This window comes from Nostoc sp., assembly GCF_036917515.1.
In the GTDB taxonomy this organism is placed as follows: Bacteria; Cyanobacteriota; Cyanobacteriia; order Cyanobacteriales; family Nostocaceae; genus Nostoc.
Genome location: NZ_JBALDE010000104.1, coordinates 1 through 23,183, shown reverse-complemented (window position 1 = coordinate 23,183; position 23,183 = coordinate 1). Strand labels below are relative to the sequence as shown.

Annotated in this window: 17 protein-coding genes and 1 pseudogene; 6 read left to right on the top strand and 12 right to left on the bottom strand. The window is 40.4% G+C overall.

What is annotated here, in order from left to right:
- The first annotated feature begins 454 nt into the window (after positions 1-454).
- Genes V7K89_RS13195 through V7K89_RS13185 form a run of 3 tightly spaced genes read left to right on the top strand, consistent with a single transcriptional unit; the run spans position 455 to position 1,551 of the window.
- Entirely contained in the window at positions 455-664 is a 210-nt protein-coding gene (locus V7K89_RS13195; RefSeq protein WP_273766383.1) for a DUF2997 domain-containing protein, read from the top strand.
- Positions 665-703: 39 nt separating this feature from the next.
- Positions 704-1,090, top strand: coding sequence for a DUF1257 domain-containing protein (locus V7K89_RS13190; protein WP_335187721.1), 387 nt, complete (start codon positions 704-706; stop codon positions 1,088-1,090).
- Positions 1,090-1,551, top strand: a complete 462-nt coding sequence (locus tag V7K89_RS13185) for a ferredoxin (RefSeq protein ID WP_335187719.1) — start codon at positions 1,090-1,092, stop codon at positions 1,549-1,551. Before V7K89_RS13190 ends, V7K89_RS13185 begins: the two co-directional genes overlap by 1 nt.
- 125 nt (positions 1,552-1,676) lie before the next feature.
- On the opposite strand, the gene V7K89_RS13180 is transcribed toward V7K89_RS13185, so the two are convergent.
- The 3 genes from V7K89_RS13180 to V7K89_RS13170 all read right to left on the bottom strand — a co-directional run bounded on the left by V7K89_RS13180 (position 1,677) and on the right by V7K89_RS13170 (position 4,653).
- The gene (locus V7K89_RS13180; RefSeq protein ID WP_335187717.1) at positions 1,677-1,961 is read right to left on the bottom strand and encodes a YiaA/YiaB family inner membrane protein; all 285 of its coding nucleotides are present in this window, start codon (positions 1,959-1,961) and stop codon (positions 1,677-1,679) included.
- A 236-nt stretch (positions 1,962-2,197) separates the two neighbouring features.
- Positions 2,198-3,802, bottom strand: a complete 1,605-nt coding sequence (locus tag V7K89_RS13175; protein WP_335187778.1) for a DUF4335 domain-containing protein — start codon at positions 3,800-3,802, stop codon at positions 2,198-2,200.
- Positions 3,803-4,047: 245 nt separating this feature from the next.
- A complete protein-coding gene (locus V7K89_RS13170) occupies positions 4,048-4,653 on the bottom strand; it encodes a DUF3038 domain-containing protein (protein WP_012406938.1) in 606 nt (201 codons plus the stop codon).
- Between the two features lie 741 nt (positions 4,654-5,394).
- On the opposite strand from V7K89_RS13170, the gene V7K89_RS13165 reads away from it, so the two are divergent.
- Positions 5,395-6,315, top strand: a complete 921-nt coding sequence (locus tag V7K89_RS13165; RefSeq protein WP_335187715.1) for a molybdate ABC transporter substrate-binding protein — start codon at positions 5,395-5,397, stop codon at positions 6,313-6,315.
- Between the two features lie 58 nt (positions 6,316-6,373).
- Here V7K89_RS13165 and V7K89_RS13160 read toward each other — a convergent pair whose 3' ends face one another.
- The 4 genes from V7K89_RS13160 to V7K89_RS13145 form a co-directional block, all read right to left on the bottom strand.
- Entirely contained in the window at positions 6,374-8,797 is a 2,424-nt protein-coding gene (locus tag V7K89_RS13160) for an endonuclease MutS2 (protein WP_335187713.1), read from the bottom strand.
- 183 nt (positions 8,798-8,980) lie between these two features.
- The gene (locus tag V7K89_RS13155; protein ID WP_335187712.1) at positions 8,981-9,277 is read right to left on the bottom strand and encodes a DUF2288 domain-containing protein; all 297 of its coding nucleotides are present in this window, start codon (positions 9,275-9,277) and stop codon (positions 8,981-8,983) included.
- Between the two features lie 183 nt (positions 9,278-9,460).
- On the bottom strand, positions 9,461-10,498 hold the full coding sequence (locus V7K89_RS13150) for an AI-2E family transporter (protein WP_335187710.1): 1,038 nt from the start codon (positions 10,496-10,498) through the stop codon (positions 9,461-9,463).
- A gap of 232 nt (positions 10,499-10,730) precedes the next feature.
- Positions 10,731-11,369: a lysophospholipid acyltransferase family protein gene (locus V7K89_RS13145; protein WP_335187708.1), complete on the bottom strand. Its 639-nt coding sequence runs from the start codon at positions 11,367-11,369 to the stop codon at positions 10,731-10,733.
- 134 nt (positions 11,370-11,503) lie between these two features.
- Here V7K89_RS13145 and V7K89_RS13140 point away from each other — a divergent pair, with 134 nt between their 5' ends.
- Positions 11,504-16,903: an ATP-binding sensor histidine kinase gene (locus V7K89_RS13140; RefSeq protein ID WP_335187706.1), complete on the top strand. Its 5,400-nt coding sequence runs from the start codon at positions 11,504-11,506 to the stop codon at positions 16,901-16,903.
- A 286-nt stretch (positions 16,904-17,189) separates the two neighbouring features.
- A pseudogene (locus V7K89_RS13135) lies at positions 17,190-17,892 on the top strand (sensor histidine kinase); the annotation flags it as partial.
- Positions 17,893-17,897: 5 nt separating this feature from the next.
- Here the strand turns inward: V7K89_RS13135 and fabD are convergent.
- The 5 genes from fabD to V7K89_RS13110 all read right to left on the bottom strand — a co-directional run.
- Positions 17,898-18,779, bottom strand: coding sequence for an ACP S-malonyltransferase (gene fabD, locus V7K89_RS13130; RefSeq protein WP_335187704.1), 882 nt, complete (start codon positions 18,777-18,779; stop codon positions 17,898-17,900).
- Positions 18,780-18,885: 106 nt separating this feature from the next.
- Entirely contained in the window at positions 18,886-19,878 is a 993-nt protein-coding gene (locus V7K89_RS13125; protein WP_335187702.1) for a beta-ketoacyl-ACP synthase 3, read from the bottom strand.
- A gap of 159 nt (positions 19,879-20,037) precedes the next feature.
- Positions 20,038-21,060, bottom strand: coding sequence for a phosphate acyltransferase PlsX (plsX, locus tag V7K89_RS13120; RefSeq protein WP_335187700.1), 1,023 nt, complete (start codon positions 21,058-21,060; stop codon positions 20,038-20,040).
- Between the two features lie 199 nt (positions 21,061-21,259).
- Positions 21,260-22,741, bottom strand: a complete 1,482-nt coding sequence (locus tag V7K89_RS13115) for a leucyl aminopeptidase (protein ID WP_335187698.1) — start codon at positions 22,739-22,741, stop codon at positions 21,260-21,262.
- A gap of 241 nt (positions 22,742-22,982) precedes the next feature.
- Positions 22,983-23,183 (bottom strand): hypothetical protein (locus V7K89_RS13110; protein ID WP_335187697.1); only part of this gene is annotated, 201 nt, incomplete at its 5' end.

Genomic DNA, 23,183 nt, shown 5'->3' with positions numbered 1-23,183 from the left:
ATACCCAATGCTAGCTAAAGTCAGTAATAGGCTACGTAAGTATACCCCACGAGCTTGCTGTAGGGCTGACACTACGCTCTGTAAAATCCTAATATAATAAGCTAAATGGAATGGATAAAATAAAGTTTTTCAAGAAATTTTAGGTTTTTGTGGATTATTTTGCTGGTCATACTACCTCTAATGCTTATTTTTAGGACTTTTGCAGCTTACTTAGCAAGCTTCAGTAGTTACCTTGACTAATCAATGAGGCTAAGAGAAACTAACTAAATACTGATGTGTATGCTTATAATATTAATAAGTTTTGTAAAGATTCTGAGATATATATGTTGAAAGATGGAACATTAGTTAACAAATGGCAAGTTCGTATCTAAATAAAAATGTTCCTACGGCTATATTTGTAGCCTTCTGCTAAGGCAGTAGAATTTAAGCGTACTTATCCTGGTTGGCCAAAAGAATGGAGACATTAGAGTTCATAATTTATCCAGACGGTCGGGTACAAGAGAAAGTCACTGGCATTGTGGGGGCTTCTTGCGCTGAGGTTACAGCAGCAATTGAGGCGCAGCTGGGGCAAGTACTTAATCATGAGCCAACCTCAGAATATTTCGCCGCTAAGGTGCAGCAATCTAATATGGCGAATACACACACCACTTACAGCGATTGGTAAGTTTTCACAGTAGTTTAGTGTTATTAATTCATAACCACCATGTCACACTTTAGCCAAATTAAGACTCAAATCCGTAACCTTGATTCTTTGAAAGATGCTTTAACTGAATTGGGCGTAGACTGGAAACCCGGCCCACGCGAAGTCCGTGGCTATCGCGGTCAAACCCATCCTGCGGAAATTAGTATTGAGCAGGAAAATGGCTATGACATCGGTTTTAGATGGAATGGCAAAGAATATGAACTGGTGGCTGACTTACAATATTGGCAGCAAAACCTGTCTGTAGATGGATTTTTGCGCCAGGTAACACAGCGCTATGCTTATCAAACAGTTGTCAAAGAAACCACTCGTGTTGGTTTTCAGGTCTCTGAACAACAAAAAAATGAAGATGGTTCAATTCGCTTGGTAGTACAACGCTGGAGTGCGTAATGGCTGATTTTCTGCCGTCGCCGGAAGAACAAGAAGAGAACCGTTCCGGTTTGGAACCAGAATTAGGGGGTTTTTTACGGGATGCCCCAGAGCGTTCTGGTTTAGAACCGGAATTGGGTGGTGTATTTCGCCAAAATGGTGTTTATGTTGACGAAATCACCTGTATTGGTTGCAAGCATTGCGCTCATGTTGCGCGTAACACCTTTTATATTGAACCAGATTATGGGCGATCGCGCGTGGTTCGTCAAGATGGGGACGCTGAGGAAATTATCCAAGAAGCAATTGACACTTGTCCGGTTGATTGCATTCACTGGGTAGATTACACTGAACTGAAAAAGTTAGAAGAAGAACGCAAATATCAGGTAATTCCTTTAATAGGTTATCCTGTAGAAGAGGCAGTTGTTGCTAGCCAACGTCGGCGTAAAAAGCAAAAGTCAAAAACCAAAAAATCCCGTTATTAAGATAAAAACGTTAAATCAATATAATAAAGGACTGGTATATCCAGTCTTTTTGTTTTTCATTATGTAGTTAATTTCTGATGCAGGGATAATTTGGAATTTAGAATTCCTGTAAGGGCTAACTTCCTTCATTTGAAATTTAGAGGATCGTGTTGTGAAAGTAATTTTTCTACTTTTGCCTCGTCTAACCTAGCAGTTAATCTTCTAGTTTCATGCAAGTCTCTAGTAGTTTTTGCCAAAGTAAAAGTTGAGCCAACAGAGAAAGCCATACCCATACCCATAAAGCCTTTCACCCAGCCATTTACAGGTAAGTTTACAATGCCGAAGGTGGTCATAGAAATAGAAATCACAAAAGCTGCCCAAGTTTGAATAACCCAAGCTGCACTGTCTTTTTGGCTACCAATTGTTTGCATATTTTCTACCTTTGATATGACTTATTAATATCAGTTTCCAAACTTGTATCTATAGTTTAGTTTTGGAGAATTGATGTTAACAGTAATTATATTTATTGGTAGGTTTACTGATATTAATAGTAAGACCAGTTTCATAACTGGACTTTAACAAGGTGAGCCTAAAAGCAATGTAGTCAGTAGAAACTGGCACAAGATTTGTACCAGTTTTACAAGTGGCATTAAAAGGATGAGTTTACTTATTGATCTGGAAAAGTCTGTACCTTCCCATCAGGACTGAGAACAACTCGAATTCTGACATTTTGTCCATTTTTATTGGCAGAAACAAAAGGTTTGCCAACTTCAGGCATTCCAGCGTTATCAACGAATTCTCTTGCTGCCTTATTAAGGGGGAAAATTCGTTCAATTGTGCCGTCAACACCAACTATCAAACTGTACTCTAATGTTTGTCCCAGTCCAGTAGGTGGTTGCCAACGCTTTGTTAGGTATTCTCTAGCTTCTGCTACTTGAGGTGTGTCAAATAATGTGCCAGTAGCTACTTCTCTGGATGTGGGGTTTTTACCTGCGTTCCCTAATTGATCGATAAAGGGATTATTCTCCGCAGTCCTAGAGGAGGGAAGTTGTGAAGCAGGTTTTTGTGCAGCAGAAGATTGCTGTAAGGAACGGATTCTTTCGTCTAGCTGTTGTGAGGTTAGTGGAGAGGGTTGGGTTGGGGTATTGACACGATTATTATTGGGTATGGTGTCAAGAGATGGAGGGAGGACTGGTGAAATATTAGTTGGTAAGCTGCTTGTGTTAGAAGATAGTCTAGGTGGCAAATTCCGCAGCTGAGGGATAGCACTAGCACCGGCTTGGGGACTTGACCCAGTTGGATTCTGTCCCAGATTTGGTAATATGGCAATTTCCTGACCTGGGATTTTGCTGGATGGTGCAATCGCTCGATTATTAGGAACGGTTGCAGTCGTCCCTTGAGGTATTGTCAATGTATTTGGTGGCGGTGCAGAGAAACTACTAGAACTAGGGGCACTTAGAGGTGCTTGGGGTAAAGTGGATGTGGAAAGTGGAGGAGTAGAACCTAGCAAATTATTTGATGGAGAGGTTAGCCCAGGTTCAGGCGTGGGAAAGTTTAATGAGGATGAAGGTTCTAGAGCAGTCTTTACTGCTGAATCTGATGTTTTGGCTGTCTGCTGTTGCTTTTCTCTAATATTGTTAGCATACTGCCAAGTAACTGGTAAAAAACCTATCCCTAATACTAATACTGCGGCAACAGGTGCCCAAGCAGGGAACCTTAGAGTCGAACCTGTGCTGTTGAGAGTTGGAAGTGCCATGACATCAGTTGAGTATTCATCTAAAGCACTTGCCAAATCGAATAGTTGCAGCAAACTGAGTTGAATTACTGGGCCAGATGAATGGTTGGCAAGAGAACCAAGAAATAGGTTATGAGTTAAATAGCTGCTTGGTTCTAGGTGGATATTTGCCCCTGGAATCTGGTTACTAAAGGCATTTAATGTTTTTGTTGAAGATTTTAATTCTGGCTCATCCAGTGCTGTGCTTGACTCTTGGGTACTAGAGAAACTAACCCAAAAGCTTTCTGGAGGCTGTTGGAGGAATTGCTGTACATAGTTGGTGACAGCATCACATAAAGCTTCGAGTTGCTCGCGATCGCCCCGAATTGGAACTCTTTGTTCTTCTGGTAGTCGGGGATCGTCAAAACGTAGCTCAAAACTGAGATGTTTAAGGACAGTTTTCCCCATCCAACGAGACAGAGATGAGCTTTGCGCGAACACTTCTAGCGTGCAAGTCGGTGGTGTGTAGCAACGAATAACAGAATTTGATAGAGGCATGACGGGAACTACAAAGAAAACTATATTGGGATTTTGCAAAAATTGCGCCAGTTGCTTGCAAAGAAAAGTTGGAACGGTGGATTTTTGCACTCAGAAATTTGTCAGGTTCCTTTGGTTATGCAAACTGGCGTGTAAGGAGGAAGTATTGCTGATAGTGCATTGCCAAGAGCTAATGACCATCAAAAGAGTTTCCTGACCTAGCATTTCACGAGCAAATTTTGGTTGAAGAATTTCAAATCTAAAATTTAAAATTTTGTTGAACGGTCTATAAGTGCTAGCCAGAGACGGCGATGCCCACCAGGAGCGCTGTAAAAAAGTAAATCTACAAGCAGTTTTAGGGCTAGGTTGGTTAGTAAATCCGTTGAGATTTTCTCGTCCTCTTCCATCCGCTCTTGGTAGGTGTTGCAAAAAGCATCAATATAGTCTCCAAGTAAAGCAGCCTGGTGAGGTTCTCGGTTATTTTCTGCCATTTGTTCTAACAGACCGACAGCGCGGCGAATCAATTCCTGGTGCTGTTTGGCTAAGTAGCAGATGATCAAAACAAGCGATCGCGCTTCTTCGACATCTAGCTTTTTTCGCCCTCCTTGACCTTTGCGTAGAGGATTTGATTGGCGCAATCGCCATAAAGCTACGCGGTCTGGCACTCTTGACTCTAAATTCAGATCGGTTGCCGCCGAAAGCATTGCCTCTGAACCAATCCCAGTTAAGGTTTCTAGCGCCAACAGCACCAAATCTAATTGGGTTTTGATATTGTCCCATTGAACTGTGTTTGGGGCTGGAAGCTTGATTAAATCCTCCCACTGGGAATTTGGAGTGGCTGAGTTGGCGGCCGAGTGCATAACTTTTAGCATAGGTGATCGAGCTGATAAGGGATGTTGCTGTTACCCATTTTGAAACCAGACTCTTAAGAATTAAGCTTGGTTTCCCATAAGCTATGAGCCAGAGGCTTCAGCTAGCTTTTTTATCTGGTAAACAGTAAGTATCTTTGTCTTACTCTAGATGAAAATTTATTTTCGACAAAGTAAAAAATTATCAATTCTAATTAAGGTTTTCCCGACTTTCGCTGTTAGCTGCATATCAGAGTATAAATAAACTATTGTTTTAAATGCTAACCGCTAACAACCCCTAAGTAATTATGTAGAATACCTCCTAATTTGTTTGTGGTTTTAAATTTTGAAATTTCTTGATATTTATTACTTTGTCTTAATGTATACATAATTACTTTACAAATATTTTACCTGTTTGCTCAAGCTACTTTTCGCTGCTGGACATTATTCCAACTTAGTTTTACTTGTGTGCAGCCTGTTATTTCAGTATAGGCTGGGCAACATCAGGACGATTGACGCCTCCATGAATAAAACTGATGACAAACTTAAAAATTTGATAAAGTCAACATTTAAAGATGTTGGGTGATTGATTTATTCCAACTTAGTTGGTACTATAACTCTAACCGCAAACCACGCACATATCAGAACTCATTTATAAAGTTAATGGGCAGAGGTAATACTTTAGATATTTACCAAAATCCACACTGAAGCATGGGTTGTAGATCATTCACTCAGTAGAAATAGCAACGTAATAATATAACAACTATGAAAAAGCATTTTTTTGCCTTTTCACTGATAGCTTGTGCTGTCAGTGTGATTCTGCCAACTCAGGCATTCGCGGTTAAGTTATACGGTGCTGGTAGTTTGCGGGATAGTCTCACAGAAGTAGCTGAATCTTTTAACGAAAAATATGGAATTCCAGTAGAAACGCGCTTTGGCCCATCTGGTCTAACACGAGAATTTATAGAACAAGAATTCTCTGAAACTGGAAAATCCGCAGATGTTTTTGCCAGTGCAGATATTGAGAACCCTCAGACATTATTTGAAGAAGGTTTAAGTGAACCCGTAGTGAACTTTACTAGCAACCGCATGACTGCTGTTGTCAGATCGGGACTTGGTATCACATCAGATAATTTGTTGGATTTTTTGCTAAAACCTGAAATCAAGGTGGGAACCTCAACCCCTATAGCAGATCCATCTGGTAACTATGCGTGGGAGATATTTGACAAGGCCGATCGGGTTACACCTGGTAATTCTCAAATTTTGAAGAATAAAGCTTTGCAATTAGTCGGTGGTAATCCTAATGCTCCTATAGTTCCTAATGGCAAAAATAATTTAGTCTATTTTCTCCAAGAAACAAAGCAGGCAGATATATTTTTAGCTTATTATACCAGTGGCAAGACTGCCCAAGCAACAGAAGGTGGTGACAATCTGCAAATAGTAGAACTACCTGACTATTTAGCAACCAAAGCTGATTATGGATTGACTACACTGAAAAATGCCGATCCTGATGGAAAAAAATTAGCCGAGTATATCCTGTCACAAAAAGGGCAAGAAATTTTGGCAAAGTATGGATTTAACTCACCTTTTACTTCTGTTCCTGAACATCAAGGTGCGAGTGGAATTTTACTGGCTTTAAGTGTAGCTTTAATCCTGCATAAAAAACAAATATTGGTCAAAAAGTAATTAGTAAAATTACACCACTACAGGCTTTTTAGCTTTATTGTCACCCCCTCAAGCCACCTTATTTTATGTGAGCCACGGTAACACCACTGCCGCCGTCTGCTTGTTCTGCTGGTTCGTAGTTGTTCACTCTGGAATGCTTTTGCAAAAAGGCGTGAACTCCTTGTCTTAGCTTACCAGTGCCGTACCCGTGAATAATCCAGATTGGGCCTGTAGCTTCCGAAATGGCTTTGTCTAAAATGTATTCGGCATCAGCCACCCGTTTACCACGTAAATCGATGGTGTTTTGGGAAGTCCGAATTTCTGGAACACTTTGCAGTGGTGGCGTTACTGCTGCTGGGGCTGGTTTGGGTTTGACGACTGGTTCGGCTTTTTGACCATCTAGAGATTCTACGTCCTCCAATTTCACAGTCATCTTCATTAGCCCAAAGCGAACGCTTAACTCACCATCTTCATCAGGGGCGGCGATCACTTCTGCTATCTGTCCCAATTTGGGAACGCGGATGCGATCGCCTATCTTGGGCATAAACCCAACTTTTGGTTTTGCTGGCGTTACTGGCTGATATTGCTGGCCAATTTGATTCAAAGCATTGGTTGCTTGCTGCGCTTCTTGGGCTGTGGGCGTACCTTTCTGCAAACGGCGGATCACTTGAGCAATTTCACCTTTTGCCTGGGCGATCGCTTGTTGCACTGCTACTTCCTGTGAAGCCCGTAAACTGCTTTCCCTTTCCTCCAAACTTGCGGCTTTTGCGGATACTTCTTTGTATAAACGTTCCGCTTGTTGCAACAAAACTTGGGCTTCCGCAGCTTTGGTCTCTTGGCGGCGGCGCTGCGCTTCTAAACCAGCAATCACCTGGTTAACTTCATCTGTGGCTTCTCCAACTTGGGTTTTTGCCTGTTGTACAACTTCTGGTTTTAATCCCAAGCGCAGGGCAATTGTCAGGGCATTAGAACGTCCGGGAATGCCCCACAAAAGACGATAAGTAGGTGAGAGAGTACTTTCATCAAATTCTACAGAGGCATTTTCAAACCGATCGTCTTCATATTTCAGGGCTTTTAATTCCCCGAAGTGAGTAGTGGCAATAGTTAGCTGGGCATGGTTGGCGAGATATTGCAACAAAGCGATCGCTAAGGCGCTACCTTCCACTGGATCGGTTCCTGCGCCGACTTCATCAAGTAAAACTAGGGAATTGGGCATAGGGCATGAGGCATTGGAATCTCTCTCATATCCTTCTACTTCCCCATTTCCCAATGCTTCTAAAATCCGACTAATCCGGCGGATGTGTCCAGAGAATGTGGATAAACTCTGCTGTAAGGATTGTTCATCGCCAATATCTGCCAACACTTTATCAAACCAAGGTATTTCTACTGGTTCGCGGGCGGGGACAAATAAACCCACTTTGGCCATTAATGCTGTTAACCCCAATGTTTTTAAGGTTACAGTTTTACCGCCAGTATTTGGCCCCGTAATTGTCACTACCCGAATTTGCGGACTAATCAGTAAATTTACAGGAACTACTGGTTGCCCTTGTTCGTGCTGTTGTTGCCATACTAACAGAGGATGTCGTAAGTTCCGCAAGGTAATGATTTCCCTGTCTTCACGCTGGATAAATCGTGGAGGGTTCGCTCCTAACCAATAACTGTATCGCGATCTAGCTGTTGCCAGATCCAAAGTGGTAGCGATCGCTAATAATCTTTCTAAATCTGGTTTGACTGCGGCTACTTGTTCCGTCAAAATGCGGCGAATTGTTTCTTCTTCGGCTTGCTCTTTTCTAATTATCTGCCGCAGTTGGTTGCCTAGAGGTACTACTGAATTCGGTTCCACATACAAGGTGGCCCCGCTGGTAGAGGTATCGTGGACTATACCGGGGATGGCATCTTTTTGGGGTGCTTTTACAGGAATAACAAAGCGATCGCCCCGTTGGGTAATCAGTTGTTCTTGAACTGCTCCAGATTTTGCCTGTAAGATATTTTGCAGTTTTTGAGTAATTTGACTACGTAATCGCCGCAAGTCTGTGCGAATTTCGCCCAGTTTTTGACTCGCACGGTCAGTTACCTGGGCCCGTTCATCTATAGAGCGGTGAATTTCCTGTTCTAGTTCTGGATAAGTCCGCAAATCAGCAACCAAATCAGTCAATATCGGCAAATCTTCCTGATTGTCAATCACACGGCGCAAATTTCTGGCACCAGCTAAGGTGGTGGCGATCGCTAACAGTTCATCTCCTGCCAAAACTCCACTACGTTCTGCCCGTTCTAAGGAATCACCAATATCTTGAATTCCTTCAAATGACAGTCCCGTGGTCAGGCGAGTTTCCAGTTGGTAGACTTCTTTGGTTTGCTCTAACAACTCTTCGCTTTGGATCTGAGAATCGGGTATTTTCAGATGACGTGCAGCTATCGCCCCCAGTTTTGTTGCCGCAAAGGTAGCAAGATGCTGGCAGAGGCGATGCCATTCTAATAATTCTAAGGTTTCAGATTGGATCAAGGTTTCAACATCTAATCTGAAATTATGGTAACAATTCTAGCTCCTAGATGGATAAATTTTAAAGGAAAAAATTTTGCTTCAATTCAATCAGCCAGCTAGTCTGTGGCAATAGCCAAGTAATAACTGGCACATTAAACTATGTTTTCTGAGAAAATATGTCATCAAAAATAACAAAGAAACGAATTAGGCAGCAACTATTTCTTGAACTAGAACGTAAGGTTGAACGATGAGAGTATTAAATCGTTTAGTGCGATCGCCATTCCATTCTCCCACCTGTACTGTTGTGGGTTTGGTAATCAATTGTTTATCAATCCATTGTTCCACTGATGGAATGTTATCACTAGCGATCGCGACTCCAACATCCACCAAGTTTAGCTCAAGGGCCACCAAAATTACTGCATCTCGTTGTACATGAGGAATTAGCCACTCCCACTCTGCCTCATCCAAAATTTCTGTTAATTCCGCTCTTAAATCCGACATTACTTCCCAATTATTTGTAAATGGCTATTTTTACATTATTCCCTAGTTCCCAGTTCCTGACAAATAACAAAGCGCAAAGTCGAGCTAGTCGCAAGGGAAAGGGTTTCCCGATTTAAACGAACTGGCGTTGAGCGGAGGTTTCCTCCGATTAGAACTTTGTAAGGGAGGACTAATAACTAATAACTAAACTTCTGATTTCATTTCATCAATTTCAAATAAAGACACAATTACTCCAGCGATGGGAATAGATATAAAAACACCTAATAATCCTGCTACTCTCGCTCCTACTAGTAAAGCAAAAAACACTACTACAGGATTAAGATTCAGCGCGCCCTGCATAATTCGAGGTGCAATCAAGTTATCTTGTATTTGCTGGAGGACAATACAAGCTATTAATACTTTTACTGCTAACCAAATACTTTGAGACAATACAAATAAAGTAACTGTGCTTACTGCTAATGTCGCGCCTATGCCAGGAATTATATTAACAATTCCGATTATTATTGACAATATCAAAGCAAAAGGTACCTTCAAGAGTACAAATATTAAGAATGTTGAAATTGTTAAAAATGCGCTTAATAGCAACTGACCTCTAAAAAATCCTAAAAAAGACTTTCTAATTATATTTGTAAATCTATTACGACGCTGTTTTGGAACTATTTTTAAAATAAAGTTCCATAACTTGTCTCCATCTAATAGCATGAAAAAAGCCACAACCGCAATCAAAATAAAAGTGACGAAGTTCGTCATAAACCCTTGTAAAATAGCTAAACTATTAACAAGAGTTGATATAGCCTGATTCCGCAATTGTTCTTCAATAAAACTTAAATCTATTTGAAAATTACGGTTTTTTAACAAACCTTCTAGTCCTTCAATTAAAGGTACTAAAGAATTTAAAAATGCAGTGATACTATTAATTAATTGTTGTCCTTGAGATAAAACCGTTAAGCTCACAGTAATTATCACACCGCCTATAATTACAATACTGAGCAAGAAAACGACACCAACAGCTATACCGTGGGGCAAAAAATGCCGCAGCCCTTGTACAGGATAACTGAGCAAAAAAGCTAAAATTGCCGCAAATGTAAAAATGACAATGACCGATTCAAAATAAGCTAAAAGTTGTACAATTGCCCAGCCAGAAGCAACTAAAAGCAAAAATCGAACTAATGCCAGATTATTTAATCGCTCCCAAAAACTCTTGGCTTCAAAGCCGCTCATAATAATTCGTAATACTCGCCAAAGGCGAGAAGCAAGCTACGTAATTTGTAATTCATAATTAAGATATAAAAAAGCTAGTTGTATAGCACGATAAAGTTATCCACCCCGGAAGATGGATAATTTATTTGTTAGAAGTCCTTTAGTTGATTCCGAGAGTGAATTGATTTTAAGATTAAATCAACCTAATAGCGATCGCTACCTTCCTAAAGCATACATCTGTTGCGTGTCTAACTCATCTTCCTAAATCATGCATTTTGTTTATTACTGTGGCACACTTTTGTGTTAGATTTTCCAATTCCTCTTTATTACTAGAATTAGGAGCATCAATCAAGTTACCAATTCTCACTGTAATCGGAACTGCACGGGGTAAGGACGCTACTTTGTGTAAAATCTTCTCAGTACCCCAGACACTCACCGGCAATATTGGGGCTTTTGCTTTCGCCGCCAGCAGCAATGCACCTCTTTTGGGGTCTGTAATTCGACCATCTAGGGTACGAGTTCCTTGCAAGAAAACACCGACAGCCCAACCATTATCGAGATATTGTAGAGCGGCACGGATGGCATTGCGATCAGTATTTCCCCGACTTACCGGGTAAGCACCATACAATTTAATCGCTTGCGCCAAGATGGGAATATTAAATAACTCTTCCTTAGCCATGTACGCCACTGGACGACGTACACAATTAGAGACAATTGGCGGGTCGAAGTAACTAGCATGATTACTCACTACTAGTAGCGGTCCTGAGTTGGGGACATTTTCCGCACCATAAATCTGGCCCCGAAAGTAAGCGTGAAGCATGGGGCTGACAACTGACCATTTAAAGGCGTGGTAAAGTGCCAGACTGATCAACGGTTCGCGGTTTTTGTCCACAGAAGATAATGCAAATCAAACTGAACTTAGCATAAGCGATCGCAACACCCAGATCAAACGCAAAAAAGCTATAGAGATGAATTGCTTCACTCATCTGGGAACACTAAATCTGGAAATCTTGAGGATTTAGCAGTATGGTTAACACTACAGTCAGTATTACTGGATACAAGGTTAACGAACAAATCTATAATGGTTCTCGAACGATGGTTTATCGGGGTTATCGAGAAACCGATCAAAAACCTGTAGTCATTAAATTACTGAAAAATCCTTATCCGAGTTTCAGCGAACTTTTATCGTTTCGTAATCAATACACTATAGCTAAAAATCTCAACTCACCTCTAATAATTCAAACTTACAGCATCCAAGCGTATCAAAATAGCTATGCGTTGGTAATGGAAGATTTTGGAGGGATTTCTCTTAAAGATTATTTCACCTCTGTAGAGAAGCGATATATCACCTCTGTGCAAGAATTTTTAGAAATTGCGATCGCACTATGCAATATTTTAGATATACTGTACCGCTCGCGCATCATTCATAAAGATATTAAACCTGCCAACATTTTAATTAATCCCGAAACCAAACAAGTTAAATTAATTGACTTTAGTATTGCATCTTTACTGCCACGAGAAACCCAAACGCTCATCAGTCCCAATGTGTTAGAAGGGACACTCGCTTATATTTCTCCAGAACAAACTGGCAGAATGAATCGGGGAATTGATTACCGCACCGACTTTTATTCTTTGGGTGTCACTTTTTACGAATTACTAGCAGGAGAATTACCGTTTCAATCAAGCGATCCGATGGAGTTGGTACATAGTCATATTGCAAAACTTCCACAACTTTTAGGGAATCGGGAAGAGATTCCCCAAGTTCTTTGTGATATGACGATGAAATTAATGGCAAAAAATGCTGAAGACCGCTATCAGAGTGCATTAGGATTGAAATTTGATTTAGAAAAATGTTTACATCAGTTAAAAGAAACTGGTAGGATTGAGAACTTTGAAATTGCTCAAAGAGATGTGTGCGATCGCTTTACTATCCCTGACAAACTATATGGACGAGAAGCCGAAATAGCCATCCTACTCGAAGCATTTGAAAGAGTTAGCAAAAATACAACTGAAATGATATTGCTAGCTGGTTTTTCAGGTATTGGTAAAACTGCCGTTGTTAACGAAGTTCATAAACCGATTGTGCGCCAACGTGGTTATTTTATTAAAGGCAAATATGACCAATTACAACGGAATCTTCCCTTCAGTGCGTTTGTACAAGCATTCCGAAATTTAATGGAGCAATTATTAACAGAAAGTACTTTTCAAATTCAGCAATGGAAAACTAAAATTTTAGAAGCTTTAGGTGAAAATGGGCAGGTAATAATTGAAGTAATTCCCGAATTAGAAAGAATTATTGGCAAACAAACATCAGTAGTAGAATTATCAGGAACTGCATCATACAATAGATTTAATTTATTATTTCAAAAATTTACTCAAGTTTTTACTAGTGTTGATCATCCATTAGTAATATTTTTAGATGATTTGCAATGGGCTGATTTGGCATCGTTGAAATTAATGCAGTTATTAATGGCTGATACAAAGTATTTTTTATTAATTGGTGCTTATCGCGATAATGAAGTTAACCCAGTACATCCATTAATGTTGACTGTCAGTGAGATACAAACAATAGCAGTAACTAATACGATTACTTTAGCACCATTGAATCAAGAAGACGTGAATCAATTAATTGCTGCAACGCTTAGATGTCCAGAAAATTTAGCATTACCAATTTCACAGATGGTCTATAAAAACACTCATGGTAATCCATTTTTTTGTACTCAACTTATCAAATCATTATACCAGGATAGGCTGATTAAATTTAACTTTACAGATGGTTGCTGGCAATGTAATATCACGCAAATTAATCAGCAAATAGTCACAAATGATGTAGTTGAATTCATGGTATTGCAATTGCAAAAGCTATCACAACTAACTCAAGATATTTTGAAATTAGCGGCTTGTATTGGAAATCAGTTTGATTTGAAAACATTGGCAGTTGTTTCGCAACAATCGCAAGTAGAAACCGCAGCTAATTTATGGTATGCATTGCATGATGGTTTAATTTTACCTACTAATGAAGTGTATAAATTTTATCTTGGTGAGGTAAATCAAGATATTGCTGAAGAAAATTTGGAAATTGTTACCTATAAATTTTTACACGATCGCGTCCAAGAAGCTGCATACTCTCTTATCCCTGAAGAGCAAAAAAAAGCTACCCATCTACAAATAGGCAAACTATTACTTCAAAACATATCTGATATCGAAAAAGAAGAAAAGCTTTTTGAAATTGTTAATCACTTAAATATTGCATTAATCCTAATTGTTGATCCGATTGAACGAAAACAACTTATAAAATTGAACTTGAATGCAGCTAAAAAAGCAAAATTGGCAACTGCTTATACATTAGCAGTTGAATATTTAACAATAGGTTTAGAACTTTTACCTGATGAAAGTTGGGATAGTCAGTATGAGCTAACACTAGTACTATATCAATCAATTACAGAAATACTTTATCTGAGTGGTGACTTTGAACACATGGAAAGCTATGCAACCGTCGTTTTACAACAAGCAAAAACCCTCCTCGAACAAATTCCTATCTACAATGTCAAAATTCAAGCCTACATGGCGCAGGCACAACACAAGAACGCTTTGCAAATTGCACTCACTATTCTTCAATTAATAAGAGTGGAACTGCCTCAACAAGTTAATCAAACTGATATCGAGTATGAACTGGAACAAACAAAACGTCTTTTGGCAGATAAACCAGCGATAGATTTACTAGAACTGCCAAAAATGACTAATGTGAATATCTTGGCAGCAATGCAAATTTTGTCGAGTATTATGTCAGCTGCTTATCAAGCGGCTCCAGCATTGTTTCGAGTAATTGTCTTTAAACAAGTTCAATTGTCAATCCTCTATGGTAATGCTCCAGAATCGACCTATGCTTATGCTAGCTATGGACTTATACTTTGTAGTGTTCTAGGAGAAATTGACACAGGATATGAATTTGGAGAAATGGCATTACTATTACTTGACCGTTTAAATGCTTTCAAACTAAAGTCAAAAACTCTATTTGCAGTAAATTGTTTTATTCGACATTGGAAATCGCCTGTTAAAGAAACTTTAAATCCTCTTTTGCAAGCCTATACGAGTGGTTTAGAAACTGGAGATATTGAATATGCTGTGATGTCTGCCTATGTTTTTGGCAGATATGCCTATTTAAGTGGTCATGGATTAGAGGAATTAGCCCAAGCTATGGGAAATTATGGCACAATTATGCACCAGTTTAAGCAAACCACCTATTTGAATTTCAATAGCATCTATTATCAATCAGTTTTGAATTTGTTGGGAATGTCAGATAATCCTTGTTTTTTAATTGGTGAAATTTATGATGAAGTCACAATGTTACCTCTGCATAAAGCTGCCAATCAAACTAGTATTATTTGTCAGCTTCATTTTTGTAAACTACTTTTATGTTATCTTTTTGGTAACTATCAAGAAGCACTAAAAAATTCTGATATTGTTGAAACATATTTAACTAGTGTGACTGGATTAGTGCTAATTCCAACCTTTTATTTTTATGAATCTTTAACTAATTTAGCTTTATATAAAGACTACTCAATAACTGAGCAAAAATTAATTCTTGAACGAGTAGCAGAAGCTCACAAAAAACTCAAAAAATGGGCAGATAGTGCACCACAGAATTATACTCACAAATACAACTTGGTAGAAGCTGAAAGCTTTCGGATATCAGGACAAAAAACTGAAGCAATAGAATTGTACGATCGTGCCATTTCTCTGGCTCAAGAAAACGGCTACATCCAAGAAGAAGGACTGAGCAACGAACTTGCAGCCAAATTCTACCTCGACTGGGGTAAAGAAAAAGTCGCCCAAGCATATATGCAAGAAGCATACTACTGCTATGCTCGCTGGGGAGCAAAAGCCAAAACTGATGACTTAGAAAAACGCTATCCTAAACTGCTCCAACCCATTCTGCAACACCAACGAATCAACTTCAACCCCTTAGAAACTATTAGCTTTCGTAGCACTTCCTCATCTAATCAGACTTTTAGTAATGGTAGCACTAGTATTTTCGATGTTTTAGATTTAACCTCTGTCCTCAAAGCCTCTCAAGCTATCTCCAGTTCTTTAGAAATAGATCAACTCATTACCAGTCTTACTCAAATTATCCTAGAAAACTCTGGCGCGAAAAAATCTGTACTCATTCTTCCTCAAGGAGATACTTGGCAAGTTAGGGCAATTACTTTTATTAATCATGAATTAAATTCTCATATTGACATACAAACTATTCAACATTCACAAGCACTCGATACTTGTCAAGATATTCCCACAACAATTATTAATTATGTCAAAAACACCCAACAAACAGTTGTGATTGATAACTTGCAAACAGATATTCCTGGTATAATTGGGGAATATATGTACCGAATAAAACCCCAGAGTGTATTATGTACCTCGATTATTAATCAAGGGCATTTAGTAGGGATTATTTACTTAGAAAATAAACTGACTCCGGGAGTGTTTACTAACGATCGCCTCAGGGTTATTAATCTGCTTTCTTCCCAAGCAGCAATATCTCTAGAAAATGCTCAACTTTATCAACAAGCTGGGAAAGCATTAGAAGACTTACAACAAGCCCAATTACAAGTTGTCCAAAGTGAGAAAATGTCTGCATTGGGTAACTTAGTTGCCGGGGTAGCCCATGAAATGAATAATCCTTTGGGCTTTATTTATGCCAGTCTTCAACAAGCTAAACCCACTATTGCAGATATTGTTGAACATTTGAAACTCTATCAAGAAAGTCTCCCCAATCCTGACAATCAAATCAAAAAACATGCCGAAGATATTGATTTGGATTATAGCTTAGAAGACTTACCCAAGATTATTGATTCAATGGTGATGGCGTGCGATCGCCTCCGCAACATCAGTACCAGTCTCCGCACTTTCTCCCGTGCTGATAAAGATTACAAAGTGCCTTTTAATATCCATGAGGGTATCAATAGCACAATTTTAATTCTTAAACATCGCCTGAAACCTAATGAAGAACGTCCAGAAATTGAAGTGATAACTGATTACGGTAATTTACCTCAGCTAGAATGTTTTCCTGGCCAATTAAATCAGGTATTTATGAATATTATCGCCAATGCTATTGATGCACTAGAAGAATCAAATACAGGACGGAGTTTTGAGAAAATTAAAGATAATCATAACCGAATTACAATTAAAACATCAGTAGAAAACCAATGTGTAAAAATTGCGATCGCTGATAATGGTCAGGGAATCAATGAAGAAGTTAAACAAAAGATTTTTGATCACTTATTTACTACAAAAGATGTGGGTAAAGGTACGGGATTAGGATTAGCGATCGCTCGTCAAATCGTTGAAGAAACCCACAATGGTAAATTGAGTTTTAACTCTGTTCCCTCACTCGGAACAGAATTTTTTATTGAAATTCCACTATGAACTTTTGCTATTGTTGATAAACAACTGCATATATCCGGGAACACTAAATCTGTAAGTTTTAAAAATTTAGCAGTATGGTTAGCACTAAAGTGAGCATTCCCGGATATCAAATCAGCGAGGAACTGTACAATGGTTCGAGAACCCTAGTTTATCGTGGGTATCGAGAAACTGACTCATTAAGAGTAGTGATTAAACTGCTGAAAAATCCTTATCCTAGTTTCAGGAACTCTTGTTGTTTCGTAATCAGTACACTATTGCCAAAACTCTCAACTCACCCCTAATCATCCTTATGGATATTGTTAAACACTTGAAACTTTATCAAGAAAGTCTCCCCAATCCAGGCGATCAAATTATCTACCATGCCAAAGAAATCGACTTAGATTATAGCTTAGAAGATTTACCCAAGATAATTGATTCAATGGTGATGGCGTGCGATCGCCTTCACAATATTAGCACTAGTTTAAGAACATTCTCCCACGCTGATAAAGATTATAAAGTGCAGTTTAATATCCACGAAGGTATTGACAGTACGATTTTAATTCTCAAACATCGTCTCAAAGCAAACGAACAACGTCCAGCAATTGAAGTGATAACTGATTATGGTATATTTGCCCCAGGTTGAATGTTTTCCTGGACAATTGAATCAGGTATTTATGAATATTCTGGTTAATGCCATCGATGCGCTAGATGAATCAAATACGGGACGGAGTTTTAAAGAAATTAAGTCCAATCTCAACTGAATTACAATCAAAACCTCCTTAGAAAATGAAGGCATGAAAATTGCTATTGCTGATAATGGTTAGGGGATGAATGAATCAGTGAAGCAAAAGGTTTTTGACCACTTATTTACTACCAAAGGTGTGGGTAAAGGCACGGGATTAGGATTAGCGATCGCTCGTCAAATCGTCGAAGAAACTCACAACGGTAAATTGAGTTTTAACTCTGTTCTGGGTAAGGGTACAGAATTTGTAATTGAAATTAATTTATAAAATAATTAAATAGGTAAATCACTAGCCCTCTGGATATTTTGTAAAATTAAATCAGGGCTATTACGTTTAATCAAGCCAGTTAGGACTTTACCAGGGCCAATTTCCATTACTCGCTCGATACCGTTAGCTGGTAATTGCAGACAAATTTCTCGCCATCTTACAGAACCAGTCATTTGTTTATTCAGGCGTTGCTTTAAAATCTCGGCATCAATAGACGGAATTGGTTCTACATTAGACAGCACTGGCACAATAGCAGGCTGAAATTCTACAGATTCTAGAATGTCTTGGAATTTTGCTGCTACTGGTGCTATTAAATCTGAATGAAATGCTCCAGAAACTTTTAGGGGAACTGCACGCTTTGCTTTAACTTGAGTCATCACCGCTTGTACAGCCTCAGTCGTGCCTGAAATTACCACCTGAGCCGAACTATTATCATTTGCTATCACCACATCAGGAGTTTGATAAATGACTTTTTCTAACTGTTCGCGGTCAAAGTTCATTAAAGCTGCCATCATGCCATCGACGGAACTATCCATAAGTTCTGCACGACGCTTCACCAGATATAAACCAGTTGACCACTCAAATACACCCGCTATATAAAGGGCAGTATATTCTCCCAAACTATGACCGGCAACTAAATCTGGCTGGTGTCCCCGTTCTCGAAGCAGGTCAGCAAGAATGCTTTCAACCACATAAAGAATTGGCTGAGTATACAGCGTCTGTGATAACTTCTCTTCTTGAGTTCGACAAATTTCAATTACAGACCAACCCAAAATCTCCTCAGCTTTGGCAAGCTTGTCTTTTGCAGATGGTATATCGAGTAAATCCATTCCCATTCCCAGCGCTTGAGAACCTTGTCCGGGAAACACCCATGCAGTTTTTGTCATTGGTCATTAGTCAGAAAAGTGAGGAGTGAGGAGTTAGAAGTTAGAAGTTAGGAATTAGGAGTTAGGAGTTAAAATTTATAACTCATAACTCTTCACTCCTCACTCTTCATCTTCCCCATTGAAAGATTGCTGCGCCCCAGGTAAGACCAGCACCAAAGCCGGATGTCGCAACGATATCATTGGGTTTAATTTTACCTTGTTGTACTGCTTCATCTAAAGCTAAGGGGATGGAAGCAGCTGAGGTATTGCCATACTGGGCGAGATTACTGATAACTTTATGTTCTGGGATATTCAGGCGTTGGGCAACGGCATCGATAATCCGCTGATTGGCTTGATGCAATATCAGCCAATCTATTTGATCGACGCTGATGTTGGCTTGAAACAAGGCTTTATCAATTATTTCTGGCACTTTTTGGACAGCAAAGCGGTAGACTTCTTTGCCGTTCATCGTAATCGGTTGGTAAGTGCCTTTGGTGATATTTACATCAGTCAGCAGTTCTTGAGAAGCACCTGTATAAGCAAGGTTGAGGCAATGGTTTTGAGTACCATCACTTTTAAGTGCAAATCCTAATAAGCGATCGCTTTTGGCAGCCTGTAATACCACTGCTCCAGCACCATCACCAAACAACACACAAGTCCGCCGATCTTCCCAATCTACCCAGCGAGACAGGATATCTGCCCCGATCAAAAGTATATTTTTGTAGATACCTGTTCTAATATATTGGGCTGCTGTAACCAAACCAAACACAAAGCCGGAGCAGGCAGCAGTCAAATCAAAGGCTACTGCGTTGGTGGCTCCCAATTGCGCCTGTACATGACAAGCACTACCAAATAAATCATCAGGGGTGGAAGTCGCCAGCAGAATCAGGTCTAGGTCTTCTGCTTTAATTCCTGAAGCGGCGATCGCCTGACTGCTGGCGGCAGTAGCGAGTACACTCAAGGACTCAGATGGCAGAGCTAATCGACGTTGACGAATCCCCGTTCTTGTAGCGATCCACTCATCTGATGTTTCAACTAGTTCGCTCAATGTCTGGTTGTGTAGGGAAGTTGCTGGTACTGCCGAGCCACTTCCGATAACTGCTACGCCTAAGTTTTGCACTCCTAATCTCCCAAGCTATCAGCTTTTTGTCCTTTGTCCTTTGTCTTTTGTCTGTTGTCTGTTGTCCTTTTACAAATGACCAATGACTAACAACCAATACTTCTCTACGAGAGGCTGCGCCAACGACTACGCTCAGTACAAGTGACTAATGACCAATGACTAACCGCTCTCGCGCTCTAGGATATATTGGGACTGAATTCGTTGTATCACCTGGTTGTCAACAGCTTCTTTTGCCATGCGAATTGCATTAAAAATTGAAGGTGCTTGGGAGCTACCGTGACCGATAAAACAGACTCCTGCCACGCCTAGCAGTAAAGCACCACCATGTTCTGCGTGATCCATTCGCTGCTTAATCCGCTTCAAGTTGGGTTTTAAGAGTGCTGAACCGATTTGACCGTGTAATCCTTGGGGTAATTCTTCCCGCAGAATTTGTAGAATCACTTCTCCAACGGCTTCGGCAAATTTTAACAATACATTACCTACAAAGCCATCGCAGACAATTACATCAAAGCGACCGGAAAGCACATCACGCCCTTCAGCATTGCCAATAAAATTAATTTGGGAATTTTCGCGTAGCAGTTGGTGGGCGCGGACGGCTGCATCATTTCCCTTAGAGTCTTCTTCACCGATATTCAGCAAACCCACCTTCGGTTCATTTGTACCCAAGACATACTTACTGTAAGCCGATCCCATAACGCCAAACTGCTCTAAAAACTTGGGGCGGCAATCTACATTTGCGCCAACATCAAGTACTAGCACTGGCTTACCAGCAATAATTGTCGGAAAAACTGTCCCGATGGCTGGGCGATCGATTCCTGGCAATCGTCCTAAGCGGAGCAAAGCTGATGCCATAGCTGCCCCAGAGTGACCCGCAGAAAATACGGCATCTGCCTTTTGCTGCTTGACTAAATCCATCGCCACATTGATAGAAGCCTTGCGTTTGCGTCTAACTGCATTTAAAGGCTCCTCATCCATAGCGATCGCTTCCTCAGCATTCACGATCTCTACCTGCCCTAAACTTGTTTTTGATGGCAAGGCAGCTTCTATTTGTTGGGGATCGCCAACCAAAAATATATCTACACCCAATTCTTCTCTTGCTCGCAATGCGCCAGCAACGATTTCACCGGGTGCATGATCCCCTCCCATTGCGTCAATTGCGATCCGTACACGAGTCGATCCCATTGCTCACAGCTTCTAGAAACCTTACAAATTTTACCAGATGGCAATGCCCGAAAAAGCTTAATTTTCTGACCGCCAAATTAATTCTGTTACTATTGCAACAATTTTTGCTGGCAAGCTCAAGATAGCACGAATTGTTCTGGAGTAGGGAGTAGGGCATTGGGCATTAATTATTCTCCCCTGCTCCCTTGTCCCCTACTCCCTATTCTCCGCTTTCCAGCACCCAATCAACTAACGTCCGAACGCCGTAACCAGTTGCTCCTGAGCTGTTGTAGCCATTTTCTTTATCTGTCCACACTGGGCCAGCAATATCTAAGTGCGCCCAAGGGGTTTGTTTGACGAATTCCTTGAGGAAAAGGGCAGCGGTGATTGCACCACCTGGACGCGGCCCTGTATTTTTCATGTCCGCAATACCAGACTTTAACCCTTCAAAATATTTTTCTTCCATTGGCATCCGCCAAATCTTTTCCCCTGAAGTTTGGGCAGCTTTTTCAAGCTGGGAAGCTACAGCATCATCAGGAGTATACAAACCAGCAATATCGTCACCCAAGGCAATGATGTTGGCACCAGTCAAGGTGGCTAAATCAACGATCGCATCTAAGCCCAATTTGTCAGCATACACCAAGGCATCTGCTAAGGTCAAACGTCCTTCAGCGTCGGTGTTGTTCACTTCAATTGTTTTGCCATTTGATGCCGTGAGAATGTCTCCAGGGTGCATGGCGTGGCCGCTAATCATGTTTTCAGCTGCCGCCGAAATAAAGTGAACTTCAACATCTGGCTTAATTTGAGCAACTGCTTTTGCTGCCCCCAAGGTAGCAGCTGCACCCCCCATATCCATCTTCATGGTTTCGATGCCGCTACCAGCACCTTTAATGTTGAGTCCGCCGGAGTCGAAAGTTACACCTTTGCCAATAATTGCTAATTTCTTTTTGGGTGTACCTTCTGGCTTATAAGTTAGGTGAATGAATTTCGGTGGCAAATCGGAAGCTTGGGCTACTCCTAAAAATGCACCCATGCCCAACTTTTCACAGTCTTCTCGTTCCAGAATTTCCAGTTGTAAACCATGATCCTTGGCAATCGCTTCAGCAGTTTCCGCTAAAGTAGTCGGTGTTACTGCGTTAGCTGGTGCTGCTACTAATTGCCGTGCTAAATTTACCCCGGAAACGATTTGATTGGCGCGGGTAATGGCAGCTTCTTGTCCACTGAAACCTAGTAAATCTACGGTTTCTATATGTGAACCATTCTCTTCTGGTTCGGATTTAAAACGAATATCTTGATAAAGTGCTAATTCCACACCTTCTACGATCGCTTGGGCACTCGCAGCTGGATCGTTGTTCCATAATGGAAAGCTAAATCCCAGAATTTTGCTTTTTTGCTTTTTTCCTACCCTGGCTACAGCCGCAGCAGCGCGGCGCAGAGAATCTAGTTTTAGTGCATCTGGTTTGCCTAAACCTACCAAAATCAATTTCCGCACTGGGCTACCAGCATTCACGCGCGTGAAAATAGTGCTATTGGCTTTACCTTTAAATTCTTCTTCGGCAATCAGTTCTTTTAAGACCCCAGAAAACTTTTGATCTAAAGTAGCTAGTTCTCCGGTTAACTCCACTGCATCTTCAAATAATCCAATTGCCAAACTATCGCCTGCCCACTCTAGCAAAGGCTTATCACTAAGTTGAATTGTCATTTTGGGATTTTGTGTAAATATTCCTTCTTGTACCAGTATTGCTCAAAATTCTGATTTCATGGTAAGGGGAGTGAGGATTGGGCATAGGGAATTGGGCATTGGGCATTGGGTATGGGGCATTGGGCATAAAGCATGAGGGAGCAGAGGTTAGTAAGTATAAGTTAATAAATTAGTATAAATAGCACTCGTTAACAAGTATTAAAGACTCGTCAATCCACCTTAGAACTCTGTTAACAAGTCTTTAATACTCGTCAATCCACCTTAGAACTCCGTTAACGAGTCTTTGATCCTCGTCAATCCACCTTAGAACTCCGTTAACGAGTCTTTGATCCTCGTTAATCCACCTCAGAACTCCGTTAACGAGTCTTTGATCCTCGTTAATCCACCTCAGAACTCCGTTAACGAGTCTTTGATCCTCGTTAATCCACCTCAGAACTCCGTT